The 16,117-nt window shown below is 70.1% G+C and carries 17 protein-coding genes; 6 read left to right on the forward strand and 11 right to left on the reverse strand.

Features of this window, described 5'->3' with window-relative positions; all coding sequences use genetic code 11:
• Positions 1 to 50: 50 nt before the first annotated feature.
• From BM393_RS17575 to BM393_RS17585, 3 genes are all read right to left on the reverse strand, one after another.
• Positions 51 to 1,370 carry an Hsp70 family protein gene (locus BM393_RS17575; protein WP_091729270.1) on the reverse strand — a complete coding sequence of 440 codons (1,320 nt, stop codon included), beginning with the start codon at positions 1,368 to 1,370 and terminating at the stop codon, positions 51 to 53.
• Positions 1,371 to 1,483: 113 nt separating this feature from the next.
• Complete coding sequence (locus BM393_RS17580) at positions 1,484 to 2,797, reverse strand: D-amino acid dehydrogenase (RefSeq protein WP_091729274.1); 1,314 nt, start codon at positions 2,795 to 2,797, stop codon at positions 1,484 to 1,486.
• A 54-nt stretch (positions 2,798 to 2,851) separates the two neighbouring features.
• On the reverse strand, positions 2,852 to 3,472 hold the full coding sequence (locus tag BM393_RS17585) for a LysE/ArgO family amino acid transporter (protein WP_091729280.1): 621 nt from the start codon (positions 3,470 to 3,472) through the stop codon (positions 2,852 to 2,854).
• 121 nt (positions 3,473 to 3,593) lie between these two features.
• Between BM393_RS17585 and BM393_RS17590 the strand changes: the two genes are divergently transcribed.
• Positions 3,594 to 4,556 (forward strand): LysR family transcriptional regulator ArgP, encoded by a 963-nt coding sequence (locus tag BM393_RS17590; RefSeq protein WP_091729285.1) that lies wholly within the window; start codon positions 3,594 to 3,596, stop codon positions 4,554 to 4,556.
• Between the two features lie 31 nt (positions 4,557 to 4,587).
• Here the strand turns inward: BM393_RS17590 and BM393_RS17595 are convergent, their stop codons facing one another.
• Positions 4,588 to 4,800, reverse strand: a complete 213-nt coding sequence (locus BM393_RS17595) for a hypothetical protein (RefSeq protein WP_091729289.1) — start codon at positions 4,798 to 4,800, stop codon at positions 4,588 to 4,590.
• A gap of 274 nt (positions 4,801 to 5,074) precedes the next feature.
• Here BM393_RS17595 and BM393_RS25325 point away from each other — a divergent pair, with 274 nt between their 5' ends.
• The gene (locus BM393_RS25325) at positions 5,075 to 5,293 is read left to right on the forward strand and encodes a hypothetical protein (RefSeq protein ID WP_141225378.1); all 219 of its coding nucleotides are present in this window, start codon (positions 5,075 to 5,077) and stop codon (positions 5,291 to 5,293) included.
• A gap of 48 nt (positions 5,294 to 5,341) precedes the next feature.
• Here BM393_RS25325 and BM393_RS17600 read toward each other — a convergent pair whose 3' ends face one another.
• Positions 5,342 to 5,764, reverse strand: coding sequence for a universal stress protein (locus tag BM393_RS17600; RefSeq protein WP_091729294.1), 423 nt, complete (start codon positions 5,762 to 5,764; stop codon positions 5,342 to 5,344).
• 195 nt (positions 5,765 to 5,959) lie between these two features.
• Between BM393_RS17600 and BM393_RS17605 the strand changes: the two genes are divergently transcribed.
• Positions 5,960 to 6,802, forward strand: a complete 843-nt coding sequence (locus BM393_RS17605; protein ID WP_091729299.1) for a metallophosphoesterase — start codon at positions 5,960 to 5,962, stop codon at positions 6,800 to 6,802.
• Here BM393_RS17605 and BM393_RS17610 read toward each other — a convergent pair.
• Positions 6,789 to 7,649 (reverse strand): citryl-CoA lyase, encoded by an 861-nt coding sequence (locus tag BM393_RS17610; RefSeq protein WP_091729304.1) that lies wholly within the window; start codon positions 7,647 to 7,649, stop codon positions 6,789 to 6,791. The two genes, BM393_RS17605 and BM393_RS17610, sit on opposite strands and share 14 nt — an antisense overlap.
• Positions 7,646 to 8,848, reverse strand: coding sequence for a CaiB/BaiF CoA-transferase family protein (locus tag BM393_RS17615; RefSeq protein WP_091729308.1), 1,203 nt, complete (start codon positions 8,846 to 8,848; stop codon positions 7,646 to 7,648). The genes BM393_RS17610 and BM393_RS17615 overlap by 4 nt, the downstream gene beginning before the upstream one ends.
• A gap of 147 nt (positions 8,849 to 8,995) precedes the next feature.
• Between BM393_RS17615 and BM393_RS17620 the strand changes: the two genes are divergently transcribed.
• Positions 8,996 to 9,811, forward strand: coding sequence for an IclR family transcriptional regulator (locus BM393_RS17620; protein ID WP_091729311.1), 816 nt, complete (start codon positions 8,996 to 8,998; stop codon positions 9,809 to 9,811).
• 34 nt (positions 9,812 to 9,845) lie between these two features.
• Here BM393_RS17620 and BM393_RS25800 read toward each other — a convergent pair whose 3' ends face one another.
• A complete protein-coding gene (locus tag BM393_RS25800) occupies positions 9,846 to 10,679 on the reverse strand; it encodes a UPF0149 family protein (RefSeq protein WP_091731757.1) in 834 nt (277 codons plus the stop codon).
• Positions 10,676 to 11,620 carry a LysR family transcriptional regulator gene (locus BM393_RS17630; protein WP_091729316.1) on the reverse strand — a complete coding sequence of 315 codons (945 nt, stop codon included), beginning with the start codon at positions 11,618 to 11,620 and terminating at the stop codon, positions 10,676 to 10,678. The genes BM393_RS25800 and BM393_RS17630 overlap by 4 nt, the downstream gene beginning before the upstream one ends.
• A gap of 297 nt (positions 11,621 to 11,917) precedes the next feature.
• Here BM393_RS17630 and BM393_RS17635 point away from each other — a divergent pair, with 297 nt between their 5' ends.
• Entirely contained in the window at positions 11,918 to 12,160 is a 243-nt protein-coding gene (locus tag BM393_RS17635; RefSeq protein WP_091729319.1) for a hypothetical protein, read from the forward strand.
• Between the two features lie 214 nt (positions 12,161 to 12,374).
• Here the strand turns inward: BM393_RS17635 and BM393_RS17640 are convergent, their stop codons facing one another.
• Positions 12,375 to 14,243, reverse strand: a complete 1,869-nt coding sequence (locus BM393_RS17640; protein ID WP_091729323.1) for a phosphoenolpyruvate carboxykinase (GTP) — start codon at positions 14,241 to 14,243, stop codon at positions 12,375 to 12,377.
• Between the two features lie 227 nt (positions 14,244 to 14,470).
• Positions 14,471 to 14,941: an Lrp/AsnC family transcriptional regulator gene (locus BM393_RS17645; protein ID WP_091729327.1), complete on the reverse strand. Its 471-nt coding sequence runs from the start codon at positions 14,939 to 14,941 to the stop codon at positions 14,471 to 14,473.
• Positions 14,942 to 15,048: 107 nt separating this feature from the next.
• On the opposite strand from BM393_RS17645, the gene BM393_RS17650 reads away from it, so the two are divergent.
• Entirely contained in the window at positions 15,049 to 15,978 is a 930-nt protein-coding gene (locus tag BM393_RS17650) for a DMT family transporter (protein ID WP_091729330.1), read from the forward strand.
• Positions 15,979 to 16,117 lie beyond the last annotated feature (139 nt).

Consider the following 16,117-nt stretch of genomic DNA (forward strand, 5'->3'; position numbering starts at 1 on the left):
TGTCGCTCGGGGTGATCCCGAGGTTTCAGGCCCGCTCGCTCAGGTCCGGATCACGCAGCGAACAGACGCGCGGCGTGCAGTCCGAGCCCGGTGGCGACGGAGGCGAAGCGGTCGCCGCGCACGGGCCGCGCCGCGGGGAAATCGGCGGCGATGCGGTCGGCCAGCACCGTCAGGCCGGTCGAGCCGCCGGTGAAGTACAGCGCGTCGACGTCCGAAGGCTGGAGCCCCGCCCGCTCGACGGTCTCGCGGCCCGCCTGCGCGATGCGCTCGATGTCGTCGCGCAGCGCGCCCATCGCGGCCGTCTCGGACAAGGCGACCGACAGGCCCGATTCGATCAACCCCAGGTCGATCGTGCAGTCGCCACCGGCCGCGACCTCGATCTTGGCCTCCTCGGCCCGATGGGCGAGCTCATGGCCCAGGCGCTCCTCCAGCACCGTCATCAGGCGCTGGTGATGGCGCGGGTCGCCGTAGAAGCCCTTCATGTTGCGCAGCTCGATCACCCGCTGCGGGCTGTAGCAGGTGTTGATCAGGTGCCAGGTCGCCAGGTCGAAGTAGACGCCGCTGGGCACCTCGCGCGGCGTCTGGCCCGGCTTGGCGGGACCGAGGGCGCGATAGCCGAATTCGCGCAGGATGCCGGTCAGCTCGATGTGGCGGTCGAAGTCGGTGCCGGCGATGTGGACGCCGTGGTTGGCGAGGATGTCGTCGCGGCGGTCCAGTCGCCGGATGCGCTCCGGCCCGACGCGCACCAGCGAGAAGTCGGAGGTGCCGCCGCCAATGTCGGCCACCAGCACCAGCTGCTCGCGGTCGGCCTGCTGCTCGAAGTCGAAGGCCGCGGCGATCGGCTCGAACTGGAAGTGCACGTCCTCGAAGCCCACCGCCCGCGCCGCCGCGGCCAGCGAGGCCTGCGCGGCCGCATCGCGCTCGGGCTCGCCGTCGACGAAGTAGACCGGGCGGCCCAGCACCACGCGGCGCGGCTCGTGCCCGCCCCGCGCCGCCTGCCGGCGCAGGCGCTTGAGGTAGCCGGCGAGCATGTCGGCGTACTTCACGCCCCGCCCGCCGCCGACGTCGGTGACCTGGTCGATCAGGCTGGAGCCGAGGATGCTCTTCATCGAGCGCATCAAGCGCCCGTCGACGCCTTCCTCGTACGCGGCCATCGCCGCGCGGCCGAAGGCGCGCGGCGGGCCGTCGGCATCGTGGCGGCCCTCGGCGTAATAGAAGACCGCGGTCGGCATCGTGACCTTGTCGTCCTCCAGCGGCACCAGGCGCATCGCGCCGGGGCGCGCGGCGTCCGGCACGGCGACGGCCGAGTTGGAGGTGCCGAAGTCGATGGCGCAGAAGTCGCGCGGCAGGTCGGTGGACGGGGAGGACATGGCGCGGCGGTCGGAAATGCGAAAAGGGCGCGGATTCTAGCCGCGCCCTTTTTTCGGCGTCCCGGCGTGCCGATGACGCCGGCAGGGGCTCCGCCGGTCGGGCGGGCCGGCGCTCAGGCGGCCTGGAGGCTGCGCACCGCGCGCGCCGGCAACGCGTCGCCGTAGAAACCGAAGTCCAGGTCCGGACGCTTGCCGCTCATCAGCTCGGCCAGCGCGCGGCCGGAGCCCGCGCCGTGCGTCCATCCCAGCGTGCCGTGGCCGGCGTTGATCCACAGGTTCGAGGCCTTCTGGCTGCGCCCGATGTAGGGCACGTTGGTCGGCGTGCTCGGTCGCAGGCCGGTCCAGTAGTTGGGCTCGGACAGGTCGGCGACGCCGGGGAACAGCTCCTCGTAGCGGCGCACCAGCGACTCGCAGCGCACCTTGGACGTCGGGCTGTCGAGGCTGGTGTCCAGGCCCACCAGCTCGGCGGTGCCGGCGATGCGGACGAAGTCGCCCAGCCGCGAGATCGCGATCTTGCGCGCGTCGTCCAGCAGGCTGACGCTGCTGGCCTGCTCCGGCCGCTTCAGCCGCAGCGTGGCCGAGTAGCCCTTGGCCGGATAGATGTTGAGGTGCTCGCCCAGCGACTTGGTCAGGCCGGGCGCGTAGGAGGCCAGCGCCACGACGTAGGCATCGCCCTTGAGCCATTGCGTCTGGCCGGTCTCGCGGGACTGGACCTGCACGCCGGCGACTTCGTCGCCCTGCGGCTGCAGCGTCACGATGTCGTGGTTCCACAGGAACTGCGCGCCGCGACGTTCGGCCAGCTTGGCCAGCGCCTGGGTGAAGACGCGCGCGTCGCCGGATTCATCGCTGGGCGTGTAGGTGCCGCCGAAGACCGCGTGCTGGGCCGAGCGCAGCGCCGGCTCGATCGCCAGGACCTCGTCGCGGCTCAGCACCCGGCGGTCGACGCCGTGACGGCGCATGATCTCGGCGCCCTGCGCGCCGGCCTCGAAGTCGGCCTCGCTGCCGAAGAAGTGCAGGATGCCCTTCTGCAGGCGGTTGTACTGGATGCCGGTCTCGGCGACGAGCGCCTGCAGCGACTCGTGGCTGTAGCGGCCCAGGCGCACCAGCTGCTCGACGTTGCGCTCGAAGGCGGCCGTCGTGCACTGGCCCAGGAAGGACAGGCCCCAGCGCCACTGCGCCGGATCCAGCCGCGGGCGGAACAGCAGCGGGGCGTCGTCCTTCAGCAGCCACTTGGCGACCTTGAACGGCGCGCCGGCATTGGCCCAGGGCTCGCAGAAGCAGACCGAGATCTGCGCGCCGTTGGCGAAGCTGGTTTCCAGCGCTGCATCCGGTTGGCGGTCGACGACGACGACATCGTGACCCTGGTCCAGCAGGTACCAGGCGGTGTGGATGCCGATGATGCCGGCGCCGAGGACGATGACCTTCATGGGAGAGCTCCAGGTGAACTTGTGGTTCCGCTTCGATGCAGCGTGGGGCGGGCTTCAGGCCAGCGGGCGCAGGATCAGCTGCAGTCCCAGGATGGCCATCACGAGGGCGATCAAGGCATCGATGCTGCGCCAGACCGCCGGGCGGCGCAACGGCACCGCCACCGCCGCCGCGCCGAAGCCCAGCAGCGAGAACCACATCCACGACGCCACCGAGGCGCCGGCCGCGAAGGGCAGCTGCATGCCGGCCGGCTGCTGCGCGCCGACGGTGCCCAGCAGCACCACGGTGTCCAGGTAGACGTGGGGATTCAGGTAGGTCATCGCCAGCGTGCTGCCCAGCACCGCCGTGAGCGAGCCACTGCCCGCCTGCGCCTGCAGGCCGGCCTGGGGCGACATCGCCCGCAGCGCGGCCTTGAGGCCGTAAGCCAGCAGGAAGGCCGCGCCGCCCCAGCGGAAGACCTCCATCAGCAGCGGGCTCGCGGCGATCAGCCGGCCCAGCCCGAATACGCCCAGCCAGATCAGCAGCATGTCCGACAGCGCGCACACCAGGACCACCGGCGCCACGTGCTGTCGCATCAGGCCCTGGCGCAGCACCAGCGCGTTCTGCGCGCCGATGGCGACGATCAGGCCGGCTCCGGTGAGCCAGCCTTGCAACAGGGCTGCGCTGGGGGACGACATCGGGGGTGTTTGGGCGGGCGGGTGGAGCAGCGGATTGTGGTGAGCCGCCGTCATTCCATGAAGCGGGATTAATATCTCAGCGCATACATTAGGACCGCTAATAGAGCTCTTGGAGGCCTCGATGAAGGATCTGGACGCCGCGGGGCTGGACTGCCTGGCCGCGCTGGCCGACGAGCGCAGCTTCGAGCGCGCCGCGGAGACGCTGGCGATCACGCAGAGCGCCGTCTCGCAGCGCCTGCGCAATCTCGAAGCGCAGGTGGGCCAGTTGCTGGTCGTGCGATCCCGGCCGCTGCGGCTGACCGAGCCCGGCAAGCGCCTGCTGCGCTATGCCCGCCAACTGGCGGCGCTGCGCTCGGACGTGGTGCGGGAACTGGGCGTGCAGTCGGCCCAGGCGGAACGCTTGCCGATCGCGGTGAACGCCGACAGCCTGGCGACCTGGGTGCTGCCGGCGCTCGATCCGCTGGTGCAGCGCGGCCTGCGGGAGGGCTTCGGGCTGGAGCTGGTCGTCGACGACCAGGACTTCACCCACGACTGGCTGCGGCAGGGCGAGGTGCTGGGCTGCGTCACCACCGTGCCGCAGGCGCTGCGCGGCTGCATCGCGCAGCCGCTGGGCGTGATGCGCTACATCGCCATCGCCAGCCCCGATTTCATCGCGCGGATGCTGCCCCATGGGCTGGGCGAGGCTAACTTCGCGCAGGTGCCCTTCCTGGTCTTCAACCGCAAGGACGACGCGCAGCGGCAGTGGGTCCGCCAGGCGATGGGCCTGCGCTCGGCGCGGCTGAACGCGCGCTATGTGCCGTCCAGCGAGGGCTACGTGAACGCGGTGCGGATGGGCTGGGGGGTGGGCGTGGCGCCGGAGCTGCAGGTGCGGCCGCTGCTCGCGAGCGGCGAGCTGGTGGCGCTGCGGCCGGAGGTGCAGGTGGCCGTGGCCCTGTACTGGCACCAGTGGAAGCTGGGCGGCGAGACGGCCGTCGGGGGAGAGCCCCGGCGCGCGGCCCCTGAAGGAGGGACACCGCCGGCCTTGCTGGATCAGATTGGCGAGGCCTTGGCGCGGGGCGCGCGGGAAGCGTTGATGCCGGCCTGAGGTCGGCGGGTCGATGCGTTGACGCAGCGCGTCAGCGCTTGACCGCGGCCAGCTGGATCTTGGTCTGGGGCTGGAGCTGGGCGGCCGGGACGGCCGAGGCCGGCGCGGCGCCTTGCTGGGCCAGGTGCAGGCGGAAACCGCCACGCTCGTGCTTGTCCTGGACGGAGCTCGCCAGCCACGCCGAGGTCAGCACGACGCTGCTGACGATGGCCCAGGTCATCGACTTGTGGATCAGCGGGGACATGAGGGGGGCCAGGCGGCGGAGGTATTAGGGAAGGCCCGGAGCATAGTCACCCCCGATTGAGGGGGGGATCACACCTAAGTGGGGTGCGTGGTTATTCCGCCTCAGCTGTGGCGGGGTCACCCCAATCTGTGTGTATTTGTGAACACGATTCCGGAGCACCCGCGATCTGGGGATTCTCCCGAAGACGAAGGCGCGCAAACTGGGGCTCACCGCGCGGCGCTCCGCATCGGCACCGGGCGGCGGAACCACCCCGTGCTTTTCGACGAGGTCCATCATGCGCATCACCTCCGCCCTGAGCCTTTTCCGTCGCCCCAGTGCCGCGCGAGAGCCGGAACCGGCCGACATGGGGACCGCGTTCGGCATGGAAGCGAGCTTCGGCGACGACAGCGAGTACGAGGACTTCCGGCGCAGCGACTACGGCCTGGAGTCCGAAGCCGCACCGCCCGCGACGGTCACCTCGCCGCTGTCCTGGATGGCGGCCCGCCGCGGATGAATCGACAAGGCGCCCCGTCGGGCGCCTTTTTCGTTGGGCCAGGCGGTGTCAGCGGATCAGCAGCACCGGCACGTCGCTGTGGGCCATCACCTTGGTGGCGACCGAGCCCAGTACCAGCTTGCCCAGCGCCGTGTGGCCGTGCGAGCCCATCATCAGCAGGTCGAAGCGGCCCTTCTCCGCCACGGCGGTGATTGCATCCGACGCGTGACCGGTCTTGACGACGTACTGGGCCTTGATGCCGCGCTTGTCCATGAAGGCACGGATCGGCTTGAGCACCTTCTCCGCCTCTTCCTGGTAGTAATCGGCCAGCACGGCCTTGTCGAGCACCGCGGCCGCGCGGGGCGGCACGCCGGCCACCACGTGCACCACCGTGTAGTCGTGGGCTCCGCCCAGCCATTCGTCGTGGGCGGAGAGATAAGCCAGCATGCGCTTGGAATAGGTGCTGCCATCGACGGCGACCAGGATCTTCATGATGGTGTCCCTCTCTGTCGGCCGACGACCGGCCGCGGGGCAGTGTGGCACAGAGCGCTCTCTGGAAAGCCGCACCCTTGGCGCAGGCCGCGGCTGAATTGACGTTGGACAATGCGGGCTTCCCGGCCGGTCGCGAGCCGCCCGGGCCGCGTTCCCGGACCCTTCCTCCGCCATCCGCCAAACCGTCCCTCCGCCGTGCGCCTGCAACTGATCTCCGACCTCCACCTCGAGCGCCAGACCGACTTCCAGACCGTCGCCGCGCCCGATGTCGATCTGCTGGTGCTGGCGGGCGACGTCGGCTCGTACCAGGCGGGCTCGCGGCTGGTGACCGACGACTTCGGCCTGGGCCGCTTCTCGCCGCGGCGCGCGGACGCGCCATGGCGGCGCGTGCTCTACGTGCCGGGCAACCACGAGTACGACGGCCTCGAGTTCACCACCGCCCAGGCGCGGCTGCGCCAGACCTGTGCCGACCTCGGCATCGAGTGGCTGGACCGCGAGCAGATCGTCATCGGCGACGTGCGCTTCATCGGCACCACGCTGTGGGCCGACTTCGACGCGCTGGCCGCGCGCGAAGCCACCGTGACGAAACAGCTGGCGGCGCGGGAGAAGGCCTTCCGCGCCGCGAATTTCTACCTGCGCCGCTACTCGACGCTGGTCGACGGTCAGCACTTGCTGGCCGAGGGCCAGCGGGAACTCGCGCTGGACTGCCAGGCCTGGCTGCGCGCGGCGCTGGCCGTCCCGTTCGACGGCAAGACGGTGGCCGTCACGCACTACGCGCCCAGCCTGCGCAGCGCCGATCCCCGCTATGGCTTGACGCCGGGCACCGCGGGTTTCTGCAACTCGCTCGACGAGCTGCTCCCCTTCGCCGACCTGTGGCTGCACGGCCACCTGCACTGCGCCCACGACTATGTCGTCGAGTCGCCCTCCGGCCCGCGCGGCGAGCTGCCGCACCGCTGCCGGGTCGTCGCGAACCCGCTGGGTTACGCGAGCAAGGGCGAGCAGGAAGACTACCGGCCCGAGCTGGTCATCGAGGTCTGACGGGCGGCGGGCCGTCGTAGGTCCAGAGGTAGTCGCGCGGCATCGGACCCTTGTTGCGGCCGCCCTGCTGCGTCTGCTCCCACGCGTGGGCCAGGATGCCGACCGAGCGCGACAGGCAGAACAGGCCGCGCGCCAGCGGCGCCGGGAAGCCGAGCTCGGCGTAGATCACCGCTGTCGCGCCGTCGATGTTCATCGGGATGCGCCGGCCGTCCTTGCGCCGTTGCAGTTCAGCCTCGACCGCGCGCCCGATCGCCGCGAAACGGCCCGACACCACGCCGAGCTGCGCGGCTTCGTCCACCAGCGCCAGCAGCCGCGGCGCCCGCGGATCCACCGGGTGGAAGCGGTGGCCGAAGCCCGAGACGAACTTGCCCCGCAGCGCGATGGCCTCGTCCAGGCCCGCGGCGACGGCCGCCTCCAGCGTCGCGCCGTCGTCCATCCGCGCCGCGATCGACTGCAGCATCTCCACGCATTGCTCGCCCGCGCCGCCATGCACGTCGCCCAGCACGTTCATCGCCGACGCCATCGCGTTGTTCAGGCCCACGCCGCAGGTGGCCGCCATGCGCGCGATCGCGACGCTCGGCGCCTGCGGCCCGTGGTCGACCGCCGCCATCAGCGCCATGTCCAGCAACTGGGCCTGCTCCGCGCCGGGCAGCTCGCCGCGCGTCATCAGCCAGATCATCTGCGCGAAGCTGACCTGCCCGATCAGGTCCTCGATCGCATGACCGCGGTAACGGATCACGCCGGGCGACATCTCGATGATCGACGTCCGCCACCAGTCCGCCACGCGCGGATCGCGAGCGGGCGCCTGCGCGTCGCCATCCGCCGCCGGAAATTCCTGCCCGCTCATACCGCCTTCTCCTCGATCAATGCCGCCCGCTCGGCGGCGCCGTAGCCCAGTTCCTCCAGGATCGCGCCGGTGTGCTCGCCGAGCCGCGGCGGCGGCCGGTCCACCGACGGCGCCTCGCCATTGAGCTTGAAGCCGGTGCGCAGCACGTGGATGTCGCGGCCGACGCCGGGCACGTCCTCGAAGCGCTCGACCAGGCCGCGCTGCGCGATCTGCGGCTGCTCGAGCGCCGCCTTCACCGACAGCACCGGCCCCGCCGGCACGCCGGCCGCGTTGAGGCGCTGCCACCACTCGCTGGCCGGCCGGGCGGCCAATGCGGCCTCGAGCCGCTGCTTGAGTTCGGCCCGATGCTGCAGCCGCGCCTGGCGATCGACGAAGCGCGGATCGGTCTTCCACTCGGGATGGCCGGCCACGTCGCAGACGGCCTCGAACTGCTCCTGCTTGTTGGCCGCGATGTTCAGCAGCCCGTCGCCGGTGCGGAAGGCGCCGGACGGACTGGCCGTCGCGTTGTCGTTGCCCATCGGGCGCGGCTCCTGGCCCGCGACCAGCAGGTTCGACACCGCCCAGCCCATCGTCGCTATCGCGGCCTCGAGCATGGAGACGTCGATGAAGACGGCCTCATCGCGGTCGCGGTCGGCCAACGCCGCGGCGATCGCCATCGCGGCGGTCAGGCCGCCGATCGTGTCGGCGACCGGATGGCCGACGCGCAGCGGCGCCGTCGCCGCGTCGCCGGTGATGCTCATCATCCCGGACATGCCCTGGATGATCTGGTCGTAGGCCGGCAGGTCGCGCAACGGGCCGTCCTGGCCGAAACCGGAGATCGCGCAGTAGACGAGCCGCGGCTGGATCAGGCGAAGCGCCTCGAAACCGACGCCCAGCCGCTGCATCACGCCGGGACGGAAGTTCTCGACCACCACGTCGGCGGTCGCCACCAGATTGCGAAACACCGCCTGGCCGGCCGGGCGCTTGAGGTCGATGGTGATCGAGCGCTTGCCCGGGTTCTGGGCCAGGAAGGACGCGCCCATCCGCGCCTCGTTGAGCGCGGGGTCGGCACCGAGTTGCCTGGCCAGGTCACCGGTCTCGCGCGCCTCGACCTTGATGACGTCGGCGCCGAGGTGGGCCAGTTGGTGGCAGGCGAACGGGCCCGCGAGGACGTTCGTCAGGTCCAGGACGCGGACGCCGCGCAGCGGGGAAAGGCTCATGGGGGCTCCGTCGCGCATGCTTGCGTCGTGTCCGCATGCGTCAGTGAAGGTTCTATCTGACAGAACAATGATTTGTCTGATAGAACTCTAGGACGACTTGATCCGCCTGAACAGGGCCTGAGACAAGGGAATTACGAGGGAATACCCATGGCTGACCGCAAGACCGCCCCCGCCCGCCCCCCGGAACCCGCCGATGGAGGGGGCTCGTCAGCGGACGCCGGCTCCAGCGGGGTGGCGGTGCTCGACCGCGCCTTCGCTCTCCTGGGGGCCTTCGGTCAGGACGACGACAGCCTGTCGCTGGCGGAACTGGCGCGCCGGACCGATCTCTACAAGAGCACGGTGCTGCGGCTGCTGGCTGCGCTGGAACATGGCGGCTTTGTGCGCCGCCTCTCCGACGGCCAGTACGCCATCGGCCCGGCGCCACTGCGGCTGGCGACGATCTACCAGCGCTCGTTCCAGGTCGGGCCGGCGGTGGAGCCGCTGCTCAAGCAGCTGAGCGCCGACACCGGCGAGACGGCGTCCTTCTACGTCCGGCACGGCGACGCCCGCATCGCGCTCTACCGCTGGGAGCCCGCGCGCTCGGTGCGCGCCGCGGTGGCGGTGGGCCAGCAGTACGCATTGCGCCAGGGCGCCTCGGGCAAGGTGCTGTGCGCGTTCTCGGAGGACCGGAGCGCCGGTTTCGAAGCCATCCGGGCGCGGGCCTGGGCCGATTCCTACGGCGAGCGCGAACCGGACACGGCCTCGGTCGCCGCGCCGGTGTTCGCGGTCGACGGACGGGTACTGGGGGCGATCGCGGTCTCCGGACCGCGCATCCGCCTGTCGCCGCCGACGACGATGCTGGCGGCTTGCCAGGCGGTGCTGAGCGCCGCCCGGGAAGCGACACGACTGCTGGGAGGCGACGTCGCGCGGCTCGATGCCGCGTCGCGCGGGCTCAGCCTCGACCAGTTCAGCGGCGGCGCCTGAGCGCCGCGCAGGTCAGCGACCTCGGGCGAGGCGATCAGGCCGCGCCGTGGCAGTTCTTGAACTTCTTGCCCGAGCCGCAGTGGCAGGGATCATTGCGACCCAGCTTGGGGGCGTCGCGGCGGACCTGCTCGACGTGATACCGCTGCGACTCGGTCGCTTCCTGCAGGTCGACCACGGTCAGGATCAGATCCTCGATCGCCTCGTCGATGTTCTTGAGCGGATGCTCGCGATCCAGCAGCTCGACGACCTCCCGCTCCTCCGGCGTCTCGGCCGGCAGGTGGCGGTACAGGCGGGCGAGCAGCGCGTTGACGTTGTCGTCGGCCTGCTCGTGCAGGTCGGGGAAGGTCACCGCGGCGTATTCGAAGCCGCCGACCCACGGCAGCAGCGCGCGGGTGATCGGATCCTCGGGCAACGTCACCGCGTCGGGATCGATGCCTTCGGCGGCCGCGATCTCGGCGGCGGCCTCGACGGCGTCTTGCGCCTGCTCCTCGGCCTGCTCCTCGGCCTCACCGCTCCCCTCGCCGCCCTCGCCTTCGGTCGCGTCCTCCGCGTCCAGGTCCAGCACCAGCGGATAGAACCAGCCCTGCTCCAGCATGCTGTGGTTCAGCGAGGCGAAGCGGCGCTCCACCAGCGCGCGGATGCGGGCGAGCCAGGCGGGGTCGACGTCGTCAGGCAGCGGGCGGCCTTCGTAGTCGAAGACCGGCGGCAGCCACTCCTCGATCGGGATCAGGCGCGGCTGCACCAGCACGCCGGCCAGGTAGCCGTCCAGCATCGAGGCATCGAGCGGCTCGAGCGGCGCGGGCGTGGCGGCGAGAAGGTCGTCGAGTTCGTCGAACTCGGCGTCGGAAAGGTCGTGGGCAATGCTCATGGGGCGCGATTGTCGCCGGGCGCGACCGATTCGATCAGCCGTTCGCGCATCCAGCGCTGGGCGCTGCGGTCTTCATTGCGCAGGTGCCAGAGCAGGTCCACGTGCACCGGCGAGAGCTGCATCGGCAGCGGCCGGTAGATCAGCGCGTCCTGATAACCGGTGGCGGTGATGAAGGATTGAGGGAGCACCGTCAGCAGATCGGAATGCGCGACCACCCGTCCGGCGGTGAAGAACTGGTTGACCGTCAGCGCGATCCGGCGGCTGCGCTTGAGCGCCGCCAGCGCTTCGTCGACGAAGCCGTAAGGCCGGCCGGAGAAGCTCACCAGCAGGTGATGCGCCTGGCAGAAGGCGTCCAGCGTCAGTTCCTGGTCCGCCAGCGGATGACCCCGCCGCATCACGCAGACGTAGTACGAGTCATACAGCCGCTGCTGGCGGATGGCCGCCATGTCGCCCTGCCCCTTGAGCGCGGCGACGGCGGTCGGAAAGTAGCCCAGCGCGAAGTCGGCCTCGCCCTGCTCCAGCAGCGAGCGGGGATCGCGGGTCGTCAGCGGCAGCACATGGACATTGGCCAGCGCGCGCAGCCGCTCCAGCTGCTGCATCAGCGGCGGCAGGATCAGCGCCGCGGTGGCGTCGGCCATCGCCAGCCGGAAGGTGTATTCCTCCGAGCCGGGCTGATAGTCGCCGGGATCGAGCGCCACCCGCAGCCGCGTCAGGGCCGACCGGACCTCGGGCCACAGGCCCTCGGCGCGGGAGGTGGGCTTCATCCCGAAGGCCTGGCGCACGAACAGGTCCTCGCCCAGCGCCTCGCGCAGGCGCTTGAGCGCATGGCTGACCGCCGGCTGCGTCATCGACAGCCGCTCCGCGGCCCGGGTCATCGAGCGCTCCGCCATCACGGCGTCGAAGACCTTCAGCAGGTTGAGATCCAGGTTGCGGAAGCTCACGGGGGGCCCTCCAAAGCAGGCACTTCTTCACGGGAAACGCGCGCACATCGGTGCGGCGACGCGCTCCAACGACGGCACTCCAACGGGTGATTCGCGGCGCGAATTGCGCATTCCTTCGCGCTTGGCGGTGCACACCGTGATGCCGGTCACGTTCGGAACGCGGGCCGCGCAATGATATGCACGGCGTTTATACATTCGATGCCCATCTTTCATTGGCGTCATGTCTAGGGGAAACCCTATAGTTCGTTCCGTCGGTTCTACAGAGCCGCACAACCCAGCCAATCAAAGGAAATCGCCATGAGCGTCGCTACCCAAACCTTCGGTCTGCCGCTGAGCCGCACGGTGCGTCGCGGCGGCACGTTCGCCACCATCGGTGCCCGCGTCTGGGCCCGGACCATCACCAACGTGAAGGCCCGCATCGAGTCCGCCAAGATGGCCCGCGCCGAGCGCGAGCTGCTGGCCCTCGCCGCCCAGTACGAAGAGAGCATGCCCTCCTTCGCCGCTGAACTGCGCGCCGCCAACGCCCGTCGCAACGGCTGACACGCCGCCCCACCGGGCGCCGTACAGGCCCGGTCGCGAAGCCAGGTACCCTCGTAAGGTGAGCGCAGGCTCTCCTCGAAAGGCGCTCCAGGCCGAGCAAAACAAAAGCCCGCTTCGAATCGCTTCGAGCGGGCTTTGCCTTTTTCGGCGCCGATGAAGGCACCGCCCCTTTTGCGGGGCAGCGGGCACAGCGGGCCGGGTGGCCCGCCGTCGATCAGGCCTGGGCCAGGCGCTGTTCGATCCTGGCCTTGGTGGCCGGCAACTCGGCCGGCAGGCCCTGGGCCAGCTGGGTGAAGAGCTCATCGTGCAGCTTGAGCTCGGTCGCCCAGTCCTCGTTCGAGATCTGGGTGACGATCTTGAACTGTTCCGGCGTGAAGGCCAGGCCCTGCCAGTTCAGGTCCTCGTAGCGCGGGCTGGTGCCGAAGGCGTGTTCGACGCCCTGGCCCTGGCCGTCCACGCGTTCGAGCATCCACTTCAGCACGCGCATGTTCTCGCCATAGCCGGGCCAGACGAACTTGCCGTCGGCGCCCTTGCGGAACCAGTTGACACAGAAGATCGCCGGCAGCTTCGCGCCGGACTGGGCGAGCTTGGCGCCCAGCGTCAGCCAGTGCTGGAAGTAATCGGCCATGTTGTAGCCCATGAAGGGCAGCATCGCGAACGGGTCGCGGCGCACGACGCCCTGCTGGCCGGCGGCCGCGGCGGTCGTTTCCGACCCCATGGTGGCGGCCATGTAGACGCCTTCGGTCCAGTCGCGCGCCTGGGTCACCAGCGGCACGGTGGTCGAGCGGCGCCCGCCGAAGATGAAGGCGTCGATCGGCACGCCGGCGGGGTTGTCCCACTCGGCGTCCAGCGCCGGGTTGTTGGTTGCCGCGACGGTGAAGCGCGCGTTCGGATGCGCGGCCTTGGCGCCGGTTTCCTTGGCGATCGCGGGCGTCCAGTCCTTGCCCTGCCAGTCGATCAGGTGCGCGGGCGGCGTGTCGGTCATGCCTTCCCACCAGACGTCGCCATCGTCGGTCAGCGCGACGTTGGTGAAGATGACGTCCTTGTCCAGGCTGGCCATGCAGTTCGGGTTGGTCAGCGAGTTCGTGCCCGGAGCGACGCCGAAGTAGCCGGCTTCCGGATTGATCGCGTACAGGCGGCCGTCCTTGCCGGGCTTGATCCAGGCGATGTCGTCGCCGATGGTGGTGACCTTCCAGCCCTCGAAGCCGGCCGGCGGGATCAGCATCGCGAAGTTGGTCTTGCCGCAGGCGCTCGGGAAGGCGGCCGCGACGTGATGCTTCTTGCCTTCCGGCGAGGTGACGCCCAGCACCAGCATGTGCTCGGCCAGCCAGCCCTGGTCGCGGCCCATGGTCGAGGCGATGCGCAGCGCGAAGCACTTCTTGCCCAGCAGCGCGTTGCCGCCGTAGCCGGAGCCGTAGGACCAGATCTCGCGCGTCTCGGGGTAATGGACGATGTACTTCGTCTTGTTGCAGGGCCACTTGACGTCGGTTTGGCCCGGTTCGAGCGGCGCGCCGACGGTGTGGACGCAGGGCACGAACTCGCCGTTGTCGCCCAGCGTGTCCAGGACCGCGCGACCCATGCGGGTCATGATGCGCATGTTCACGGCGACATAGGGGCTGTCGGACAGTTCGACGCCGATGTGGGCGATCGGGGAGCCGATCGGGCCCATCGAGAACGGCACCACGTACAGCGTGCGGCCTCGCATCGCGCCCTTGAAGAGCGCCTGGTCACCGGTTTGCAGCAGCGCGCGCATCTCGGCCGGTTCCATCCAGTTGTTGGTCGGGCCGGCGTCGAGCTTGTTCTTGGTGCAGATGAAGGTGCGGTCCTCGACGCGGGCGACATCGCTGGGGTCGCTCCATGCGAGGTAGCTGCCTGGGCGTTTGGCCGGGTTCAGCTTCTGGAAGGTGCCGGCGTCGACGAGCTGCTGGCACAGGCGGTCGTACTCGGCCTGGCTGCCGTCGCACCAGTAGACGTCCTTGGCTTCGGTGAGCGCGGCGATCTCGGCGACCCAGGCGATCAGGCGCTGGTGTTTCACGTAAGCCGGCACGTTCAGGCGCAAGCCTTCCATTACAGGTCGGTTCATGGCGATTCCCAATTTGAGGATATGAAAAGCGGAATTGGGTCAGCTCCGATCCGGTGGCTTCCCGCTCTGCCTACAGAGGAGAAGACCGCGGAGCTGACCCAATGCCGCACGCCATGGCTGGTGCCTCGCCGAACACTGGTTCCAATGTAATCACGCCGTAACTCGCGTGCTCGGCGGGGTTATGCGTTTCTGGAATGGATTGATGCCGGGGTCTGGAACCCCTCGCGTCAGCGGCCGCTCTCCCCCACGTTGGGGAACACCACGCTGCGCTTCACCCGCCCATAGGCGAAGCTCGTGTCGATGGACTGGATCCCGGGGATGGCGTGCAGCTCCTGCCGGACGAAGCGCTCGTAGTCCTTCAGGCTCTGCGTCAGGACGCGCAGCAGGTAATCCACCTGACCGGTCATCACGTAGCAGTCCAGCACGGCGTCGACCGCCTGGATGGCGCGCTCGAACTTGCGCACGGCGTCGGCGGTGTGCTCCTTCAGCTTCACACCGACGAAGGCGGTCACCGGCAGGCCGAAGGCCTCCTCGTCGACGACCGCCGTGTAGCCGCGGATCATCCCGGACTCCTCCAGCATGCGCAGCCGGCGTAGGCAGGGGGTCGGCGTCAGGCTCACCTGCTCCGACAACTCCTGGTTGGTCATTCGCCCGTTGGCTTGGAGGGCGGCGATGATTTGGTAGTCCTTGCTGTCCATGTGCTTGACATTAGCAGCTTCTGCCAACCACAAGCCCGATAACGCGTGACTTTGAACGCTTCCGCTGGACCGGCGAATCGAGAATTCCCGGGTCCGACGAGAACGCCATGAAGTCCCTCCAGCCCATCTCCGCCTCCCCCCTTTCGATCGCCGCGCCGCCCCGCCCGTGGGTGGGCTGGCTGACGATGGGCCTGACGCTGGTGATCTGGGCCAGCTTCTCGCTGTCGATCCGCGCCATCGGCAGCTCCAGCCTCGCGCCCACCGACGTGGCGCTGATCCGCTTCCTGGTGCCGGCGCTCGCAATGGCGCCCTTCCTGCCCTCGCGCTTCGCCGCGCTCCGGGCGCTGCCGGTGAAATGCTGGGTCATGGTGGCCTGTGGCGCGGGACTTCCCTTCTTCCTGATCGCCTCGCTGGGCGGCAAGTTCACCTCGGCCGCGCATGTCAGCGCGCTCATCGCCGGCACCACGCCGGTGTCCTTCGCGGTGATCGGCTGGCTGCTGTGGCGGGAGCCGGTCTCCCCCGCGCGGATGCGGCGGCTGGCCCTCATCCTGGTGGGCGTGGCCCTCATGGTGTGGGGGTTCGGCGCGCAATCGCCGCATGCCATGGTCGGCGCGGGCGTGCTGCTGCTCGCCAGCCTCCTTTGGGGGATCTACACCCATGGCCTGCGGCTGGCGGGGCTGGACCCGCTGTCCGGCGTCATGGTCGTGACCTACCCGTCGGTGGTCGCGCTCGCCGCCCTGGTCGGCTCGGGGCTGGTGGAGTCGCGACTCGCGGCGGCGCCGGTGAACGAGCTGCTGATGTTCGCCGCGGTCCAGGGCGTGGGCGTCGGCCTGTTCTCGACGCTGCTGTATGGCATGTCGATCCGACTGCTCGGCGCAGCGAAGTGCGCGATGGTGGGCGCGCTGGCGCCGGTGCTCGCGACGCTGCTGGCCATCCCCCTGCTGGGCGAGTCGCCCACCGCGCTGACCGCCTTTGGCGTGATGGTGGTCAGCCTCGGCGTGGTGCTCGCCGTCCGGGCCAGCACGGCGCCCCGCTGAAGGCCCCCCGTAAGCGGGACCTGAGCTCACCCGGCGAGGCACTCCGCCGGTGACCGGCCAGCGTTGTGCCCCCACGCTGCTCGGGCAAGTCCCGACCCGCCGGGGCCGCGCCGGCACGTCGAAAGCCCCTATGCTCGGC

Origin of the sequence: Mitsuaria sp. PDC51 (genome assembly GCF_900113225.1) — a bacterium.
In the GTDB taxonomy this organism is placed as follows: domain Bacteria; phylum Pseudomonadota; class Gammaproteobacteria; order Burkholderiales; family Burkholderiaceae_C; genus Roseateles.